At 65.3% G+C, this 17371-nt stretch carries 16 protein-coding genes; 9 read left to right on the top strand and 7 right to left on the bottom strand.

Translation table 11 applies throughout. The features are described 5' to 3' along the window. Position 1: 1 nt before the first annotated feature. Together ACFFJC_RS03360 and ppsA are read right to left on the bottom strand one after the other, a co-directional pair. Positions 2–1015 carry a universal stress protein gene (locus tag ACFFJC_RS03360; RefSeq protein ID WP_086485534.1) on the bottom strand — a complete coding sequence of 338 codons (1014 nt, stop codon included), beginning with the start codon at positions 1013–1015 and terminating at the stop codon, positions 2–4. Positions 1016–1256: 241 nt separating this feature from the next. Then, positions 1257–3641 (bottom strand): phosphoenolpyruvate synthase, encoded by a 2385-nt coding sequence (gene ppsA / locus ACFFJC_RS03355; RefSeq protein ID WP_086485935.1) that lies wholly within the window; start codon positions 3639–3641, stop codon positions 1257–1259. A gap of 439 nt (positions 3642–4080) precedes the next feature. Between ppsA and atpD the strand changes: the two genes are divergently transcribed. Genes atpD through ACFFJC_RS03310 form a run of 9 tightly spaced genes read left to right on the top strand, consistent with a single transcriptional unit; the run spans position 4081 to position 10457 of the window. Next, positions 4081–5466: a F0F1 ATP synthase subunit beta gene (gene atpD, locus ACFFJC_RS03350; protein ID WP_446686265.1), complete on the top strand. Its 1386-nt coding sequence runs from the start codon at positions 4081–4083 to the stop codon at positions 5464–5466. After that, entirely contained in the window at positions 5463–5873 is a 411-nt protein-coding gene (locus tag ACFFJC_RS03345; RefSeq protein WP_379486065.1) for a F0F1 ATP synthase subunit epsilon, read from the top strand. The genes atpD and ACFFJC_RS03345 overlap by 4 nt, the downstream gene beginning before the upstream one ends. Next, positions 5870–6145: an AtpZ/AtpI family protein gene (locus ACFFJC_RS03340; protein WP_021245229.1), complete on the top strand. Its 276-nt coding sequence runs from the start codon at positions 5870–5872 to the stop codon at positions 6143–6145. The genes ACFFJC_RS03345 and ACFFJC_RS03340 overlap by 4 nt, the downstream gene beginning before the upstream one ends. Beyond that, a complete protein-coding gene (locus ACFFJC_RS03335) occupies positions 6142–6408 on the top strand; it encodes an N-ATPase subunit AtpR (protein WP_379486064.1) in 267 nt (88 codons plus the stop codon). Before ACFFJC_RS03340 ends, ACFFJC_RS03335 begins: the two co-directional genes overlap by 4 nt. Then, a complete protein-coding gene (locus ACFFJC_RS03330) occupies positions 6405–7106 on the top strand; it encodes a F0F1 ATP synthase subunit A (RefSeq protein WP_379486063.1) in 702 nt (233 codons plus the stop codon). The genes ACFFJC_RS03335 and ACFFJC_RS03330 overlap by 4 nt, the downstream gene beginning before the upstream one ends. Beyond that, the gene (locus tag ACFFJC_RS03325) at positions 7103–7345 is read left to right on the top strand and encodes a F0F1 ATP synthase subunit C (protein WP_017501321.1); all 243 of its coding nucleotides are present in this window, start codon (positions 7103–7105) and stop codon (positions 7343–7345) included. The genes ACFFJC_RS03330 and ACFFJC_RS03325 overlap by 4 nt, the downstream gene beginning before the upstream one ends. 1 nt (position 7346) lies before the next feature. After that, entirely contained in the window at positions 7347–8096 is a 750-nt protein-coding gene (locus tag ACFFJC_RS03320; RefSeq protein ID WP_086485538.1) for a F0F1 ATP synthase subunit B family protein, read from the top strand. Beyond that, positions 8080–9600: a F0F1 ATP synthase subunit alpha gene (locus ACFFJC_RS03315; protein ID WP_379486194.1), complete on the top strand. Its 1521-nt coding sequence runs from the start codon at positions 8080–8082 to the stop codon at positions 9598–9600. Before ACFFJC_RS03320 ends, ACFFJC_RS03315 begins: the two co-directional genes overlap by 17 nt. Continuing rightward, a complete protein-coding gene (locus tag ACFFJC_RS03310; RefSeq protein ID WP_086485540.1) occupies positions 9597–10457 on the top strand; it encodes a F0F1 ATP synthase subunit gamma in 861 nt (286 codons plus the stop codon). The genes ACFFJC_RS03315 and ACFFJC_RS03310 overlap by 4 nt, the downstream gene beginning before the upstream one ends. An 82-nt stretch (positions 10458–10539) precedes the next feature. Here ACFFJC_RS03310 and ACFFJC_RS03305 read toward each other — a convergent pair whose 3' ends face one another. The 5 genes from ACFFJC_RS03305 to ACFFJC_RS03285 all read right to left on the bottom strand — a co-directional run bounded on the left by ACFFJC_RS03305 (position 10540) and on the right by ACFFJC_RS03285 (position 17368). Further along, the gene (locus tag ACFFJC_RS03305) at positions 10540–11166 is read right to left on the bottom strand and encodes a response regulator transcription factor (protein ID WP_379486193.1); all 627 of its coding nucleotides are present in this window, start codon (positions 11164–11166) and stop codon (positions 10540–10542) included. A gap of 325 nt (positions 11167–11491) precedes the next feature. Then, positions 11492–13258 carry an oleate hydratase gene (locus ACFFJC_RS03300; protein WP_086485542.1) on the bottom strand — a complete coding sequence of 589 codons (1767 nt, stop codon included), beginning with the start codon at positions 13256–13258 and terminating at the stop codon, positions 11492–11494. 218 nt (positions 13259–13476) lie between these two features. Next, positions 13477–14376 (bottom strand): ribose-phosphate pyrophosphokinase, encoded by a 900-nt coding sequence (locus ACFFJC_RS03295; protein ID WP_086485543.1) that lies wholly within the window; start codon positions 14374–14376, stop codon positions 13477–13479. Further along, positions 14373–15911, bottom strand: coding sequence for a thymidine phosphorylase family protein (locus tag ACFFJC_RS03290; RefSeq protein ID WP_379486062.1), 1539 nt, complete (start codon positions 15909–15911; stop codon positions 14373–14375). Before ACFFJC_RS03290 ends, ACFFJC_RS03295 begins: the two co-directional genes overlap by 4 nt. Continuing rightward, entirely contained in the window at positions 15908–17368 is a 1461-nt protein-coding gene (locus ACFFJC_RS03285; protein WP_379486192.1) for an MBL fold metallo-hydrolase RNA specificity domain-containing protein, read from the bottom strand. Before ACFFJC_RS03285 ends, ACFFJC_RS03290 begins: the two co-directional genes overlap by 4 nt. Positions 17369–17371 lie beyond the last annotated feature (3 nt).

Genomic DNA, 17371 nt, shown 5'->3' with positions numbered 1-17371 from the left:
ATCAGGCCTGGGTCGCGAGCGGTAACCGGAGGCGATCGTTCCCATTCTGGATGGACGTTTGAGCATTGCGGCTCGTCGCGGGCGTCACCAGCATCGGCACGTTGCAGTGCGCCATCAGGTAGGAGGCAACCGTCCCATAGGGGAGATCGGAGACATGCTGATGGTTATGCCCGCGCGCTGACAATATGGCGAGATCTGCACCCTCTCGCCGGATGAGGTCGTTGAGCGCTTCGCGCACATCCTCGCCGCGGATCGAGATGGTGCGCACGCGCAAGCCGGACGATGACAAGTTGGATCGGGTTCGGTCCAGATAGCTTCGAGCGGCTTGCTCGTTGCGCTCGATCAGACCTTGCCGGAGTCTCTTGTCCTCGACCTCCAGGGGGCGCGCTTCAATCATTTCGGGGGTAGGCACGACATGAACGAGGAGAAGTTCCGCATCAGCGGTCCTTGCGAGTCGTGCGGCGAGGGGCAGGACGCTTTCCGCCCAGCGAGAGCCATCCAGCGGCACGACGATCCGTCTATAGGCGCCAGCCGGGGCCGGCGCCTCCACGGGGACGAGCAACACGGAGCCTGGCGCCTGCGACAGCACCTTGTGAACGGTGCCTCCCATGCCGCTGCGGCCGCTTTCCTGCGTTCCGCGTCGCCCCAGCACGACCATTCTGTCTTCGCAGTCGCGCACGAAACGGCAGATTTCTTCGGCAGCGGGGCCTTCCGCGAGTTCGATAGTGGTTTGGGTCGAGGGCGCATCAACGGCGGAGGTGCATCGATCCAGCGCGCGCAGGGCCTCGCGGCGGCGCAGGCTGCATTCGATCGGGTCCGGGCATGCATCGGGCGAATTGCCGCTGTCCAGCACTTGCAGAAGGGTTATCGGGACATCGAGCGTCGTCGCGAGCGCGAGGGCGTGCGGGTAGATCCAGGCGTTGCGATCGGAGCGGTCGATGCAGGCGACGATACCGGGCGTTTTTGGCGATGCAGGAGCCGGGGAGAGCGACGGGAACGCGGAAATGACAGACATGGGACGACCTCCAGTTGCCGTCCGTCCCCCCGGTCGCCGACGGCTTCGATTCGGGGCAGCTACATAAGGTCTGGCCTTCTGCCCGATTCCGGCCAACCTTAATGACGGTATCGGCGCGACGGTGCAGGGGACATTGGGATATTTACTAATGCCGGCGGCACAGCCTCTGTCCGGTAACGCCCCATGCGGTGGAAAGTGGCTGCGGCGTGAAATGGGCTCAGATCCGTCCTCGCAGAACTTCTCAGCCAGGCTTGCATTGCTCCGCATCCGCGACCGCGCCTATCGTCCGAACGAAGCTGTCGGGATTAAGGGAAATCGAATCGATCCCTTCGGAAACGAGGAAGGCCGCGAACTCCGGATGGTTGCTCGGCGCCTGTCCGCAGATGCCGATCTTGATCCCGGCGGCATGCGCCTTGCGGATGGCCTCCGCGATCATCCGGGTGACGGCCTCATCCCGCTCGTCGAACAGACTAGCGAGAATACCGGAATCGCGATCGACGCCGAGCACCAACTGGGTAAGGTCGTTGGATCCGATGGAGAACCCGTCGAAGCGCGTGGCGAACTGTTCCGCGAGGATCACGTTCGACGGGATTTCGCACATCATGTAGATTTGTAGTCCGTGTTCACCCCGGACGAGACCGTTGGCGGCCATCGCCTCGAGCACGCGGTCCGCTTCGGCCGGCGTGCGACAGAACGGGACCATGACGATGACGTTGGCAAAGCCCAAGGTCTCGCGGACCCGTTTGAGGGCGCGGCATTCGAGGGCGAAGCCCTCGCGGTAGCGCTCGTCATAGTAGCGCGAGGCACCGCGGAAGCCGAGCATCGGATTTTCCTCTTCCGGCTCGAAAGCGTCCCCGCCGACGAGATGCGCGTATTCGTTGGTCTTGAAGTCGCTGAGTCGCACGATCGCCGGGTGCGGATAATAGGGGCTTGCGAGTTTCGCGATGCCGCGCGCCAGAACATCCACGAAATAGTCGGCAGGCTGCGGGTAGCCGTGCGTGAGGTCGCGGATCCGGCGCTGTGTCTCCGGCGCCGTGCGTTCCGGATGGACAAGTGCCATGGGATGCACCTTGATGTGCGCATTGATGATGAACTCCATCCGCGCGAGCCCGACGCCGCGCGCCGGCAACCGCCACCACTGGAAGGCGGCGGCGGGATTCGCGATGTTGACCATTATGTCGGTTCCAGTCGCCGGCAGGGAGCCGATGTCGATATCGGTCACGGCGAAATCGAGCGCACCCTCGTAGATCGTGCCGATGTCGCCGTCGGCGCAGCTGATCGTGATTTCCTGGTTGTCCAGAAGGAGTTCGGTGGCGTTGCCGGTGCCGACGATCGCGGGCACGCCGAGCTCGCGGCTGACGATCGCGGCGTGGCTCGTCGTGCCGCCATGGTCGGTCACGATGCCGGCCGCGCGCTTCATGATCGGAACCCAGTCCGGATCGGTCGTCTCGGTGACGAGAATTGACCCGTCGCGGAACTGTTCGATGTCCGCAGCGGTGCGGATCACGCAGGCCTTGCCTGCGGCGATGGCCATGCCGATGGCGGCACCGGTCGCGAGCGGCTTGCCTTTCGGCGTGAGGCTGTAGTGCCGAAAGGAGGTGCTGCTCGACTGTGCCTGGACGGTCTCTGGCCGCGCCTGAACGATGTAGAGTTCGCCGCTTTCGCCGTCCTTCGCCCATTCCATGTCCATGGGGCGCAGGTAGTGCTCCTCGATAGCAACTGCCCAGCGCGCGAGCTGGATGATGTCCGCATTTTCGAGCACGAGCGTAGCGCGTTCCTGCGCTGTCGTTTCGACGATCCTCGTGCGGTGGCTTCCGCCCTCGCCATAGACCATGCGGAAAGCCTTGCCGCCCAGTTCCTTGTCCACGATGGGCTCGGTTCCCGGCTGCGCGAGCAGCGGCTTGAAAACGACATATTTGTCGGGGTTGACCGTGCCTTGGACCACGGTCTCGCCAAGTCCCCAAGCCGCGCTGATTACGATGGCGTCGGGAAAACCTGTCTCGGTATCGACCGAGAACATCACTCCCGAGCCTGAAAGATCCGAGCGTACCATCTGCTGGATGCCGATCGACAGCGCGACGTCGAGATGATCGAACCCCTTGGTTTCGCGATAACTGATGGCGCGATCGGTGAAGAGCGAAGCATAGCAGCGTCTGCAGGCGTCGAGAAGTTCACGCTCGCCCCGGACGTTGAGGAAGGTTTCCTGCTGGCCGGCAAAGCTCGCGTCCGGAAGATCTTCTGCCGTGGCACTGCTGCGGACGGCAACGGCCGGGCGATCAACGCCCAAGCGTCGGCTCAAGTCTCCGTAGGCCGAGAGGATTTCGTCGGCGATCTGCGCCGGAAAGCTGCTCTCGAGGAAGAGTGCGCGGATGGCAGTACCGGTTTCCTGGAGGGTGGCTTTGCCGGAATGGAACTCGCCGAGACGGGTGGCGATCCCCTGTTCGAGGCGGTTCTCGGCGACATAGGTCCGATAGGCGCTCGCGTCGGTGGCGAAGCCCGACGGGACCTTGACGCCCTTGCTGGAAAGCGCGGCGGTCATTTCACCCAGCGACGCGTTCTTGCCGCCGACCGCCGGCAGGTCGGTTATCCTGATATCCTCGAACCAGAGAACGTGCGGTTTTGACATGACCTTCCGGCTTCCCATCGGGGGGCGGCTCCATTTGAGAGCCGCCGTTCGCCTAGACCATCGCCACCCTTTGCTGCTTGGTCACTACGTAAGGATACTATGGACGATAGCCCGAGATCGCTGTGGCTGAAGGTCCCCCGCCGGAGCGCGCCGGATCGGGAATGACGGCTCAGCTGTCGGCATCGTCATTCGTGTCGATAGCGTTAGCACCTAGCGAGCGAAGGTGAAGCCACAGAGAACCGCGAACTTTACGTATGTCGATTCCGCGGCGTCCCTGCGAAGCTTCGCTGATGCACGCCTCGTCCATCCCTGAGTTCATCCCGGAGTTCGTCATCGACGATCCCTTCCGCCATCGGCAGTGCGCCATCCGCCGCGCGATCGCTCAGACTGGGAAGTGGGCCCGGAGGCCGCCATGGGTGCGATGCTAACCGCGGCCAGGATGGGGCGGCTTATTGCGCTGCGCGGTCCGGTGCTCGATGTCGAGTTTACCCAGGTTCCGCTCCCCGCCGTCAATGAAGCGCTCCGCGTCGAAGCGGGATCGATCCCGCTGATCGCGGAGGTGCAGAGCCACATCGACGAACAGACCGTGCGCGCGGTCGCGCTTCAGCCAACCTCCGGTCTTAACCGTAATGTCGCGGTGACGGCTCTCGGCGGCCCTATCCTGGTGCCGGTCGGCGACACGGTCCTTGGACGCCTCCTCACCCCGACTGGCCAGATCGGCGACGGCGGTGAGCCGCTCGCCGCAGATGTGCCGCTGAGGCCAATTCATCGCGCACCCCCGCCGCTCGACGAGCAGAGCGCGACGACGGCAATGTTCGAGACCGGCATCAAGGTCATCGATCTGCTCGCGCCGCTTGCCGAGGGCGGCAAGGCGGCGATGTTCGGGGGCGCGGGGGTCGGCAAGACCGTGCTGGTGATGGAACTCATCAACGCGATGGTCGCGCGTTATGAAGGCGTTTCCGTCTTTGCCGGCATCGGCGAGCGGTCGCGCGAGGGCCATGAGCTGCTCACCGACATGCGCGGCTCGGGTGTGATCGACAAGACCGTGCTCGTTTTTGGGCAGATGAACGAGCCGCCGGGCGCGCGCTGGCGCGTCGGGCTGACCGCGCTCACCATCGCCGAATATTTTCGCGACGAGCAGAAGCGCAATGTCCTGCTGCTCATGGATAACGTGTTCCGCTTCGTCCAGGCCGGTAGCGAGGTGTCGGGCCTGCTTGGACGCATGCCCTCGCGCGTCGGCTACCAGCCGACGCTGGCCAGCGAGGTGGCCGCGCTGCAGGAGCGCATCGCCTCGGTGCATGGGGCGGCGGTGACCGCGATCGAGGCGGTCTATGTGCCCGCCGACGATTTCACCGACCCGGCGGTCACCACGATCTCCGCCCATCTCGACAGTTCCATTCTGCTCTCTCGCGCCATGGCCGCAGAAGGCATCTATCCCGCGGTCGATCCCCTGGGGTCCTCGTCGATCCTGCTCGATCCGCAGGTCGTGGGCGATCATCATTACGCGCTCGCCCAGCAGGTCCGAGAGACGATCGCGCATTATCGCGAACTCCAGGACATCATCTCGCTGCTCGGCATCGAGGAGCTGGGCCGCGAGGACCGGCTGATCGTCGGCAGGGCGCGGCGGCTCCAGCGCTTCCTGACCCAGCCCTTCATGGTGACGCAGGCTTTCACCGGGCAAGCCGGCCGCTCGGTGGCGCTGGCTGATACGCTTAAGGGCGTCGCGGCCATCCTGTCGGGCGAGACCGACGACTGGCCCGAGAGCGCCTTCTACATGGTGGGCGACCTTGGGGAAGCGCGGTCCCGTGTGGGGGAGGGCGCATGAAGCTGCGCATCACCGATCCGACTGCGATCCTCGTCGATGCGGACGTCGCGTCGGTTCGCGCCGAGGATGCCAGCGGCAGTTTCGGCATCCTCTCGGGCCACGCCGATTTCCTGACCGCGCTTGGCGTCTCGATCGTCTCCTGGCGGGGCGCCGATGGCGCTCCCGGCTATTGCGCGGTGCGCAACGGCATTCTGACCGTGAGCCACGGCACGGAGGTCGCGGTCGCGACGCGCGAAGGCCATGTCGGCGATGACCTTGGAACGCTCGAGCATGACGTGCTCGCGCGCTACCGCGAGCGCGACGAGGGCGAACGATCCGAACGGACCGCGTCGGCGAAGCTCAGGATGCAGGCGATCCGCCATATGGTCGAGGCCCTGCAGGGTGGTGGCCGGGAGCTTGGTCTGTGACCGCGGACAAGCCCGAGCAGCCGATCGTCGAAGCCATCCGGACCCGCGCGGAACGGCGGCGGCTTGCGCAGCGGCTTCCTTCCGTCGCCCGCAATCTCGGCCAGATCGGCGTGCTCGGCTGGCAGATCGTCCTGCCCGCGCTGGTCGGTCTCGCGATCGGCCGCTGGCTCGACCACCGGCTGGATAGCGGCATCTTCTGGACCGCGCCGCTCCTGCTCGTCGGGCTCGCCCTCGGCTGCTGGTCGGGCTGGCGCTGGATGCACCGGCAATGAGCCAGCTCTCCCCCATCCTGTTCCTGGCCCTCGGATTTGCGGTCGGCCTCGCCCATTTCGCGGCCATCGCCAGAGAAGCCGACCTCGTCACACATCGCGGCCCGGCATCGCGCCCGATCCTGCTCAGGCTCGGGCGTCTCGCCGTCACTATTCTGGTTCTCGTCATCGCCAGCCGGCAAGGGTGGCCGGCGCTTCTTGCCGCAACAACCGGCTTCATGGGCGGGCGCCAGATCATGCTCCACCGGCTCGGAGGCGCCCGATGAAATTCGCGTCACCACTTGAAAGCCATGTGCTGTTCGCGATCGGTCCGGTGCCGATCAGCCAGCCTGTGGCCACGACCTGGGGCATCATGGCTGTCCTTACAATCGGAAGCTGGCTGTTGACCCGCCGCCTTGCGTTACGCCCATCACGAGCCCAAGCGGCGCTCGAGCTGGTCGTCGAGACCGTCGCCGGCCAGATCCGCGAGACGATGGACGCGGAGCCGCGGCGTTATCTGCCGCTGATCGGCACGCTGTTCCTGTTCCTGCTGGTCGCCAACTGGTCGTCGCTGATCCCCGGCGTCGAGCCGCCGACCGCGACCCTCGAAACCGACGCGGCGCTGGCGCTGATCGTCTTCGGCGCAACGCTCTGGTTCGGCGTCCGCGCGCTCGGGCCCAGGGCCTATCTCGCGACCTTCGCGCGCCCCTCGATCCTGCTCGCCCCGCTCAATATCGTCGAGCTCTTCACCCGCAGCTTCTCGCTGATGGTGCGCCTGTTCGGCAACGTCATGAGCGGCGTCTTCATGATCGGCGTCGTGCTGAGCCTCGCCGGGCTGCTCGTCCCGATCCCGCTCATGGCGCTCGAAATGCTGACCGGCGCGGTCCAGGCCTACATTTTCGGCGCGCTCGCCATGGTCTTTATCCGGAGCGCTATCAGCGAGAACGGCGCCCGCCCGCCATCCAAACAGGAGTCCCCCGCATGAACTGGATCCATCTCGCCAGCATCCTCGGCGCCGCTTTCGCGATCTCGATCGGCGCAATCGCCCCGGCGCTCGGGCAGGGCAGGGCCGTCGCCGCCGCGATGGACGCGATCGCGCGCCAGCCCGAAGCCGCCAACACCGTCTCGCGCACGCTGTTCGTGGGCCTCGCGATGATCGAGACGATGGCGATCTACTGCCTCGTGATCGCGCTGCTGCTGCTCTTCGCCAACCCGTTCGCCTGACATGCGGATCGACTGGTGGACGCTGGCGCTGCAGGCGGTCAATGTCCTCATCCTCGTGTGGCTGCTCGGACGCTTCCTGTTCCGTCCGGTGATGGATGCCATCGCTGCCCGCCAGGCATCGGCCCAGGCGCTGCTCGACGAAGCGCGGGAGGCAAAGGACCGGGCACAGGCCGAAGCGCAGGCGCTCAAGACGCAGAATGACGGCTTCGTCGCGGATGCGGCGGCTCGTCGCGCCGAGATCCGGACCGAGGCCGAAGCGGAGCGCCAGCGCCTCCTCGCGCAGGCCAGGCTCGAGGCGGACGCCGTCGTCGAGCAAGGCCATGCGGCGATCGATGCCGAACGCGGGCGGGTGGCGGCGCAGTGGCGGGAAAAGGCAGCGAGCCTCGCCGCCTCGATGGCGGGCACATTGCTCGCTCGTCTCCCGCCCGAGCAGACGGTGCAGGCCATGGTCGACGCGCTCAAGGCGCGGCTCGGGGACCTTTCCGAGGCGGATCGCCGCAGCCTGGCGGCCGCCGGGCCCGTCACCGTCGCGACGCCCGCGCCGCTGACGGCAGATCTGCAGACGCAGGTAGCGCGCGCGCTTGGCGAAATCCTGCCGGATACCGCGACCCCGATCTTCGCGGTCGATCCAGATCTCATCGCCGGCGCGGAGCTTCGCACGCCCCACGCCGTCGTGCGCAACAGCTGGCGCGCCGATCTCGACGCCATGGTGGAGAGCCTCCATGAGGACGATCATGCCCGGATCGCCTGAAGACTGGCTGACGCAGGCCCAGAGCTGCATCGCGCGCGCCAATCTCGGGCCGCGTGTCGATGCAATTGGCCGGGTGGAATCGATCGGCGACGGCGTTGCCATGGTCTCGGGCCTTCCGGACGCGCGCCTCGACGAATTGCTCTATTTCGCCCGCGGCCAGACCGGGTTCGTCCACACGCTCGACCGTGACCGGATCGGCTGCGTGCTGCTCGACGATGCCACGGAGGTGGAGGCAGGAGATACCGTAACCGGCTCGGGCGAGGTGGTCCGCGTACCTGTCGGCGAGGCATTGCTCGGCCGCGTCGTCGATCCGCTCGGCCGTCCGCTCGATGGCGGCACGCCGATAAGGGCCAGGCGTTTCGATCCTGTCGAACGGCCGGCGCCGGCGATCATCGAACGCGACCTTGTCGTCCAGCCGGTCCAGACCGGCACGCTCGCGATCGATGCGATGTTCGCCATCGGCCGGGGGCAGCGCGAACTCATTCTCGGCGACCGCGCCACCGGCAAGACGGCGCTCGCGGTCGACACGATCATCAACCAGCGCACCAGCGACATGATCTGTGTCTATGTCGCGATCGGCCAGAAAAGCTCGGCGGTCGCGCGCGCGATCGATCAGGTGCGGCGGCATGGCGCGCCGGACCGCACCATCTTCGTTGTGGCGAGCCCCGCCGCGGCGCCGGGGCTTCAATGGATCGCGCCGTTCGCGGGTTTCACGATGGCCGAATATTTTCGGGATGGTGGCGGCCATGCGCTGGTGGTTCTCGACGATCTCACCAAGCATGCCGCGACCCATCGCGAGATCGCCCTGCTGACCGGACAGCCGCCTGGGCGCGAGGCCTATCCCGGCGACGTCTTCTTCCTCCATTCGCGCCTGCTCGAACGCGCGGCGTGTCTCTCGGCCCAACAAGGGGGTGGTTCGCTTACGGCCCTGCCGATCGCGGAGACCGATGCCAGCAATGTCAGCGCCTATATCCCGACCAATCTGATCTCGATCACCGACGGTCAGATCATTCTCGACGCGAAGCTGTTCGCGCAAGGGCACAAGCCCGCCATTGATGTGGGCACGAGCGTGAGCCGGGTCGGCGGCAAGACGCAGCTTCGCGTCCTGCGCGACGCGAGCGGGACCATGCGCCTCGACTATGCGCAGTTCCTCGAGCTCGAGATGTTCACCCGCTTCGGCGAGCAGCCCGAGCCGCGCGTGCGGGCGCAGATCGAACGCGGCAAGCGCTTGCGCGCCCTGCTCGTGCAGCCCTTGCTCAGCCCGCTGCGGGTCGTTGACCAGGTGGCGCTGGCGCTCGCGCTTGGTGAAGGGTTGCTCGACGACATGGCAGTCTCGGAGATACCGTCGCTTCGCACGCGGCTGGCAAGTTGGATCGACGATCACGTCCCCGATCTATGCGCGCAGATCGAGCGGACTGGACAGATCGACACCGCGCAGCGGTCCGCTCTGATGATGACGGTCAAAGCGCTGATCGAGAGCCGGCCGGCCGGCTCTGCATCATGAGCGATCGCCTCGCCGAGATTGGCCACCGGATCGAGACCGTCCGTCAGCTCGGCGCGGTGGTCAATGCCATGCAGGGCATTGCCGCGCAGCGGGCGCAGCAGGCGCGCGCGCTGCTGCCCGCGGTGCGCCGTTACGCGGAAACCGCCCGCACGGCTATCGGCCAGGCACGCCGCCTTGCCGAACCGCTGGAGCATTCTCGCAAACGGACGGATCACGCTGCAAAAGGTGGCCTTATTTTGTTCGGTGCGGAGCAAGGCTTTGCCGGCGCCTTTCCGGAGCAGTTGCTCGACGGCGCCGCGGCCGACTTGCAGGACAGGCATATTCTTCTGATTGGCGCGCGCACGGCCGCACTTGCGGCCGAGCGCGGTCTGCGCATCGCATGGAGCGCGAGCATGCCGAGCAAGGCCGATGCGCTACCCGCTCTGGCGACAAGCATCATCGACGCGCTTTACGACTTTCTGGAGGAGGCCGGCGCGGTGCCTATCACCATGGCTTATCCGGTTTGGAGCAGCGGCAAGGGCGTCTCGATCGTGCGTGCGAGCCTCCTGCCGCTCGACCTCGACACTTTCCCCACGTCCACGGCGGATCTGCCGCCGCTCATCAACATCAAGGCGGCGGACCTCATCGGCGACCTGACCGTGGAATATGTCTTCGCCCAGATCTGCGCGGCGGCAGTCGAGACATTCGTCGCCGAGAACGAGGCACGGCTGCGCACCATGGCGACCGCCCGCAGCCACATCGATCGCAAGGGCGAGGCCCTGCGCCTCGAGGAGCGGATCACACGTCAGGACCAGATCACGGCGGAGGTCGTCGAACTCGGCGCCGCGTCACGTGCCGCCCGGGGTCCCGGCTTATAGAGAGCCTCGACGCACCGAGGCCCGGACAAGCTACGTTCTTTCGCTGCCGCGCTGCTCCCAACCTTGGGATGCATGGTTGCCCTTATTTTTTCGGCCCCTTGCCCATGCCGGCCGTGAACGCGATCCGCAGGGCGTCCGCCTGCGTCTGCACGCCCAGCTTGAGCATCAGGCTGGCGCGATGAACCTCGACGGTTCGCGACGAAATGCCCAGGTCATAGGCAATCGTCTTGTTCGGATAACCTTGCGCCATGCCTTCCAACACCTCCTGCTCGCGCGGGGTCAGCGCTGCGATCTGCTCGCGGGCCTGCGCCTGTTCGGCAGTGCGCCTGTCAACGTGCTCGATCCGCGCAAAGCCGCGCTCGATCGCATCGAGCAGCGACGCCTTCTCGATCGGCTTGGCGAGGAAATCGACCGCGCCGCCCTTCATCGCCTGGACGGCCAGGGCGACATCGCCGTTGGCGGTAAGCACCACCACCGGCATGGCAATCCCTCGCTCCGCCATGGCGGCCTGAACCTGCAGACCGTCGATGACGGGCATGTGCATGTCCAGCAGTACGCAGCCGGTTTCGGCTTCGTCCGCGTTCTGCAGAAATTCTACCCCAGATGTATAGAGTTGAACGACAAAGCCGGCTTTGCGCAACGTGAACCCGACCGATTTGCGTATGGCTTCATCATCGTCGACGAGATGAACAACACGTCTCTTTCCCATGATCCTCCTGAGACCGGCAAAATGAGCAACATGCGTCGGCGATGGACGCGCCACCGCTTCACGCTCGCCGCTTGTGCGGGTTGGACCATAGTCCAGGGTCAAGAGGGTATTTTCCGTGTGGCGTCTTTCCATCCACGACCGTCGATGCGGCAGTCTCTCGCATCAAGCAGACTGACGCAAAGGTGGGGATCGTCCGGTTCGACAGCGGGCGTCCGTTGAGCGTAGTCAGGCCGGGCATCGATCGCCCTGTCGCCCCGCGGAACCGCCAAGCCCGATCACTGCGTCCTTTTATCCCATCGCGCCCATCCGTTTCCCGGACTCCCCGCTATCTCTCGATCAGATGGAACTCCTCCAGCAGCGCGCCGATCTCCGTCCCTTCGAGCTTCTTCATCAGCAGTCCGCGCAGGAAGGCCGGCCCTGGGATGTCGATCCCCTTGCCATCCCGCAGCGGTGCAATCGCGGCCAGCAACGTACGGATGTCATAGGTCGAGTTGAAAACTTCGGGCACGCCGCGCTCGACATCGAGCAGGGTGTAGACCGCCTCCATCGGGGTGCGTACCGAATACTCCGTGGTGAAGATGCAGTCGCGCTGCTTCGATTCCGCGAACTGCCCGATGAAGGCGAAGTTCACGGCGCCTTCCGGCACAACGTCGGGGCGATCGCCGGCCCGACGAGGCATGAAGAAGGCGGTGATGTAGGGCATCATCACCGGCACCGCTTTCGCCCCGGTTGCGGCGAGTTCCGGGATGTCCTCGACCGGCACGCCTATATGATACAGCCATTCCTGGGTGATCTCCTCGCCGGTGCAATCCTGCATCGGCTTCTTCACGAAGTCGCCGGGCCGGTCCACGAACAACGCATACAACCAGGTCACGAGCTGGTCATTCGGCTGCTTCTTGAAGTGCGGCTGACGGCTCACGGTCCAGCTCAGGAGCCAGTTCGAATCCTTCACGGTGACGATGCCGGCCGTCACCACCTTTCCGCTGAATGGATCGCGCTTGGCGATGCGGCGGATATATTCGGGAATGCGCGCATCCAGAGTGGTGATCGTCGCCGATGCCCATTTGGTCTCGGGAATATGCGATCCGAACACGTCAGGGCGCCCGAACACGGGATCCTTGGCCGCGACGCGGCGCCATAAGTCCCAGGCAGGTGCTGGCCCCTCCTTCAGTTTCGCGGGCGTTTGGTGATCACCGCTGTCCGAGTTCTCGGTGAGCGAGCCGATCGTGATGAAGATCAGATCGTCAGGGCCGAGATCGACGCCGCCTTCGACGCCCTTTTCGACCCAGCGTATCCGCGTCGCCTGTTTGCGATCGGGCTGTATGTCGAAATCGACGTCGGTCACCTTCACGCCATAACGGAAGCGGACGCCTTGGCCCTGCAACCATTTCACCAGCGGCAGAACCATGGATTCATACTGGTTGTAGCGGTTGAACTTGAGGGAAGAGAAGTCGGCGAGGCTGCCGATATGATGGATGAAACGGTGGAGATAGAGCTTCATCTCCAGCGCTGAATGCCATTCCTCGAAGGCGAACATTGTGCGCCAATAGAGCCAAAAATTGCTGTTGAGGAAGTCCTCGCCGAACACTTCGTTGATCCGTTTGTTCTCCATCTCCTCGCGCGTCGCGAGAAAGACCGAGAGCAGATTCTTCTGCGCCGCGTCGTTCAACGTCAGCAGAGCCTTGTCGGGAACATCTTGCCCCCGGTTCTGGGTCACGCGCTGCAGCGAGATATTCGGGTCATCCTTGTTGAGCCGATAGAATTCATCGAGGACGCTTGCATCTTCAATCTCCAGCGACGGGATCGACCGGTACAGATCCCACAGGCATTCGAAATGCGACTCCATTTCGCGCCCGCCCCGGATAACGAACCCCTTTTCCGGCACGTCCAGGCCGTCCAGCGCGCCGCCCGGTATCTCCAGTTCCTCCAGGATGGTGACGCGACCCCCGGCTACGCCCCCGTCGCGGATCAGGAAGGCTGCCCCGGCCAGCCCAGCCAGGCCCGATCCAACGAACCATGCCGATTTCCGATCCGCCCTCTCGGGCTTGCGGGGACGGACGAAGGCTTCATAGTTTCCACTGCTGTAGCGCATGTCGTGCTCCGATGTCGGGCTGTTGGTGAGTCGATCACGGAACCAACACCGATCCTGATGGTCCGTTGATCCGTAGATTCCCCGATATCCTGAAACGTCTTCAGCCGTCCTACAGCAGCTATGCTGGTGTTCGACAGCGCGCCTTGCAGGACTCCACGCTCGCCCGTCGATGCTCTCCCTTGTCCTGAAGCCACTGTCCCAGAGCTCCGGGGCCGTGTTCACCCCCGGAGCTCCGTAAGAACGTCACGCACAGCTTTGGCGACAGGAGCGGCCACCTCGATCGCGTTCGTCGCATGCGGGATTGTATTGGTGCTGACGATGCGGCGGACGACACCGCTCAGCACCTGCGCCGCATCGCCTGCGAAGAGCGGATGGACCACAACGCAATCGGGCGGGGGGAAGCCGAGTGCGACGAGCTGCCTTGCCGCAACCGCCAGGGTCCGGCCCGAGGACGCTATATCGTCCACAAGCACGGGCTGGCGATCGAGCAGGGATCCGGCGTTGGGGATTGCGATCCGCACGTCTCGGTCGCCAGAGCGTTCCTTCTCGCAGACGAGGAAGGGGGCATTCGCACCGGCCGCAACCTCCGCGACCCACTGTTCGCTTTCTTTGTCAGGGCCGATAATGACCGGCCGCGCGACGTCTTCTCGTATCCACCCTGCTATCAACGGTGCGGCATGAACGACCCGGTTCGGTATGCGATAGATCTCGCCCAAAGCATGGTAGCGGTGCAGATGCGGGTCGACCGTCACCAGCCAGTCGAGATGGCGCGAGAGGATCGTGGCAAAGCTGCGCGAGGTCACCGCCTCGCCCGCGTGGAAGCGGATGTCCTGGCGCATATAGGCGAGATAGGGTGCGACAAGGCCGATCCTCCGCGCACCGAGTTCGCGTAGCGTATCCGCCGCGAACAGGAGCGGCAGCAGCTTGACGTCGGGATGGTCGAGGCCGCAGACCAGCACGATGTTACGGCCGGTGACATCGGTCATGATCCGCAGATAGGTTTCCCCGTCGGGAAACTGCCGATGCTCGAGCAGGCCGGCCTCGCCGCCAAGGCGCTGGCGCAAGGAATGGGCGAACGGCTCGCTGCCCGGCAGGGCGAAGACGACGGGCCCGCTCATGCTTCGGCGATCCCGAAGATCGCGCCGTCGCTCACAGCGAAAGCCGCCGCATAGTCGAGCTCTCCCGGGCTCTCGGCGTGGATGGTGCACAAGGGCGCACCCGCCTCAACCGTCTGCTCAAGGCGACAATGCAGCGCGACGCCCGCGGCTTTGGCGATCGGTGCGCCGGCGAGCTTGGCGACGGTCGCGAGCTTGCGGTTGTCGATACTGACGAGCCGACCGCTCTGCGGTGCGATCATATCCTGCTGAAACCGGGCGATCGGCGGTGCGCGCATCCCGCCTTGCGCATCGCAGATACGCTGGAACTTCGCCCACGCGCGGCCGCTTTCCAGGCTCTCCAGCGCCCGCGCAAACCCTTGCCCCACGGGCGTGACGTCCGCCAGCTCGAACAGGCCTCCCGCGAGCTCGCAGGCACGCTGTGCGAGATCGTCGGCACCGGGTTCGCCCTGAAGTATGGCCAATATATCCTGCGCTTCGAGCGCCGGGCCAATGCCCCGTCCGATCGGCTCCAGACCCGGGCCGCACATTACGCGGGTGCGAAGGCCGAAGGCTTCGGCGGTAGCGGTCAGCGCCGTCTCTAGTGTCGCTGCTGCCTCGGCGCTACGCACCTTCGCCGTAGGCCCGACAGGGATATCGATCACCAGATGGGTCGCCCCGGCGGCAATCTTCTTGGAGAGCACCGAGGCCACCATCTGGCCGACCGCATCGATGTCGAGCACGCGCTCGACGCCGATGATCACATCATCGGCCGGACTGAGCTTCACCGCGCCGCCCCAGGCGATGCAGCCGCCTTCGCGCTCGACCACACGGCGGATAGCCGGAACGTCTAGGTCGACGGGCGCCAGCACTTCCATCGTGTCCGCGGTGCCGGCCGGCGAGGTGATCGCACGCGAGGATGTCTTGGGCATGATCAGGCCTTCTGCTGCCATGATCGACACGATGATCGGCGTCGTGCGATTACCCGGCAATCCGCCAACGCTGTGCTTGTCGACGATGACCGCGCCGGGCCAGCTCAGCCGTTCGCCGACATTGACCATCGCCCTTGTGAGGCTGATCGTCTCGCCGGTATCGAGCGGGACAGCCGAGCAAGCTGTGACGAACGCCGAGAGATGGACATCACTGTACCGGCGTTCCGCGATGTCGGCGATGATCGCCGAGAAGGCCTCTTCGCCGAGCCGGTTCCCATAAATGCGGCGGCGAACGTCGCTCAGCGAGGCGAGCGGCTGGGCGTGGGCTATCTCGACCAGATCGCCGTCACTGACACCGAGCCGGTGCCAGGCCGTCTCGGACAAGCCGATCTCCCCCGGGCCCGGAACATCGCCCGAGCTGTGGAGCAGGGAAACCACCACTTCACGCTCGCCGGCGCGCAGGCTCACCTGCGCGCGCGACGCGAGTCCTTCGGACCGGCAGACCGGACAGTCGTGACGCATGACGGCAATGAGATCATTGCCGGCCGCGCTGAGGCCAAGTCGACGCGCGCGCAGCATCGTCGCGATGGCGTCGGCCTCGCTCTCGACCATCGGATCGGCCTTCATGCGAGCAGACCCCAGCTTCCCAGCGTCGGCACGCTGCAGGACCAGCCCAACTCTTCCGAGACGCGTTTCGCCAGCACATGGGCGCCGGACGGCTCGCCATGGGTGACGAACACCTGCTTGGGCGCTTCCTTCAGCGAGCCGAGCCATCGCATGAGCTCGTCGCTATCGGCGTGCGCCGAGAGCATGGTGAGGTTCGCGACTTCGGCCTCGACCGGGACATATTCGCCGTGGATCTTGATGGTCCGGGCACCGCCGATCATCGCCGCGCCGCGCGTTCCCGCCGCCTGAAATCCGGAAAAGAGGATGAGGTTCTTCCCGTCCGGCGCGAAGCGCTTGAGATGATGGAGGACGCGGCCACCGGTTGCCATGCCGCTGGCCGAGATGATGACCTTGGGGGCGGGGTTGGCGGTCAGTTCCTTGGACTCCTCGACTTCCCGGACATAGTGCGCGACGCCGCATGCCGCCTCGCACTCGGCGCGGGTCAGCCGATGCTCCTCCATGAAGTCGCACATCAGCCCGCTCGCGTTGATCGCCATTGGACTGTCGAGAAAGATCGGAATGTCGCGCAGGCGGCCACCGGCGCGCAGGCGCGAGAAATGATAGAGAAGCGACTGGACGCGCCCCACCGCGAAGGCGGGGATCACGACGGTCCCGCCGCGCTTGATGCACCGCTCGACATAGTCCCCCAACGCCCGTGTCGGGTCGACCTGTTCATGGCGGCGATCGCCATAGGTGGACTCGATCAGCACATAGTCCGCCCGCGCAGGGGGCTCGGGATCCTTCATGACGGCATCGCCATAACGCCCGACATCGCCTGAGAAGAGGATCGTGCGCCCCCTCCAGTCGATCTCGATCGAGGCGGCGCCGAGGATATGGCCGGCGCGATGATAGCGCGCCTTGATGCCGTCGGCGATCGGATGCCACACCCCGAACTCGATCGTCCGGAACCGTTGCAGCGCCAGGCGCGCATCGGCCTGGGTGTAAAGGGGCAACGCGGGCTGGTGCTTCGAAAAGCCGTGACGGTTGGCGAACTCGGCATCCTTCTCCTGAAGATGACCGCTATCCAGGAGCAGAAGTTCGCACAGGGCCTCGGTGGCGCGGGTGCTCAAAACGGTTCCGTCCCAGCCGAGGCGCGCCATGCGGGGCAGTGCACCGGAATGATCAAGATGTGCATGGGTCAACAGCACCAGATCGACATCGGCAACCTCGGGCGGCATCGGAGCCCAATTGAAGCGCCGCAGATCCTTGGGACCCTGGAACAAACCAGAATCGACCACCAGCTGCGTCTCGCCATCGTCCACCAGATAACGCGAACCCGTCACGGTTCCCGATGCCCCGAGAAAGGCGACGCCGAGGCCTTCGGCAGGGCGCTGCGCAAGCTCGATCCTTGCCTCGTGCTCGAGCATGGTGGCGCTCAGGTGGCGGTGAAGACGATGCTTCTTTTTCCGCTTATGCATGTT

It is taken from the genome of Novosphingobium soli (assembly GCF_042432915.1).
In the GTDB taxonomy this organism is placed as follows: domain Bacteria; phylum Pseudomonadota; class Alphaproteobacteria; order Sphingomonadales; family Sphingomonadaceae; genus Novosphingobium; species Novosphingobium soli.
The sequence above is the reverse complement of the archived record's forward strand: the minus strand, read 5'-3'. Positions and strand labels throughout refer to the sequence as shown.

Excerpts from the sequence above, each read along its gene's own strand:
- ACFFJC_RS03360 (WP_086485534.1), bottom strand. The coding sequence starts at position 1,015 with ATGTCTGTCATTTCCGCGTTCCCGTCGCTCTCCCCGGCTCCTGCATCG.
- ppsA (WP_086485935.1), bottom strand. The coding sequence starts at position 3,641 with ATGTCAAAACCGCACGTTCTCTGGTTCGAGGATATCAGGATAACCGAC.
- atpD (WP_446686265.1), top strand. The coding sequence starts at position 4,081 with ATGGGGCGGCTTATTGCGCTGCGCGGTCCGGTGCTCGATGTCGAGTTT.
- ACFFJC_RS03345 (WP_379486065.1), top strand. The coding sequence starts at position 5,463 with ATGAAGCTGCGCATCACCGATCCGACTGCGATCCTCGTCGATGCGGAC.
- ACFFJC_RS03335 (WP_379486064.1), top strand. The coding sequence starts at position 6,142 with ATGAGCCAGCTCTCCCCCATCCTGTTCCTGGCCCTCGGATTTGCGGTC.
- ACFFJC_RS03330 (WP_379486063.1), top strand. The coding sequence starts at position 6,405 with ATGAAATTCGCGTCACCACTTGAAAGCCATGTGCTGTTCGCGATCGGT.
- ACFFJC_RS03325 (WP_017501321.1), top strand. The coding sequence starts at position 7,103 with ATGAACTGGATCCATCTCGCCAGCATCCTCGGCGCCGCTTTCGCGATC.
- ACFFJC_RS03320 (WP_086485538.1), top strand. The coding sequence starts at position 7,347 with ATGCGGATCGACTGGTGGACGCTGGCGCTGCAGGCGGTCAATGTCCTC.
- ACFFJC_RS03315 (WP_379486194.1), top strand. The coding sequence starts at position 8,080 with ATGCCCGGATCGCCTGAAGACTGGCTGACGCAGGCCCAGAGCTGCATC.
- ACFFJC_RS03310 (WP_086485540.1), top strand. The coding sequence starts at position 9,597 with ATGAGCGATCGCCTCGCCGAGATTGGCCACCGGATCGAGACCGTCCGT.
- ACFFJC_RS03305 (WP_379486193.1), bottom strand. The coding sequence starts at position 11,166 with ATGGGAAAGAGACGTGTTGTTCATCTCGTCGACGATGATGAAGCCATA.
- ACFFJC_RS03300 (WP_086485542.1), bottom strand. The coding sequence starts at position 13,258 with ATGCGCTACAGCAGTGGAAACTATGAAGCCTTCGTCCGTCCCCGCAAG.
- ACFFJC_RS03295 (WP_086485543.1), bottom strand. The coding sequence starts at position 14,376 with ATGAGCGGGCCCGTCGTCTTCGCCCTGCCGGGCAGCGAGCCGTTCGCC.
- ACFFJC_RS03290 (WP_379486062.1), bottom strand. The coding sequence starts at position 15,911 with ATGAAGGCCGATCCGATGGTCGAGAGCGAGGCCGACGCCATCGCGACG.
- ACFFJC_RS03285 (WP_379486192.1), bottom strand. The coding sequence starts at position 17,368 with ATGCATAAGCGGAAAAAGAAGCATCGTCTTCACCGCCACCTGAGCGCC.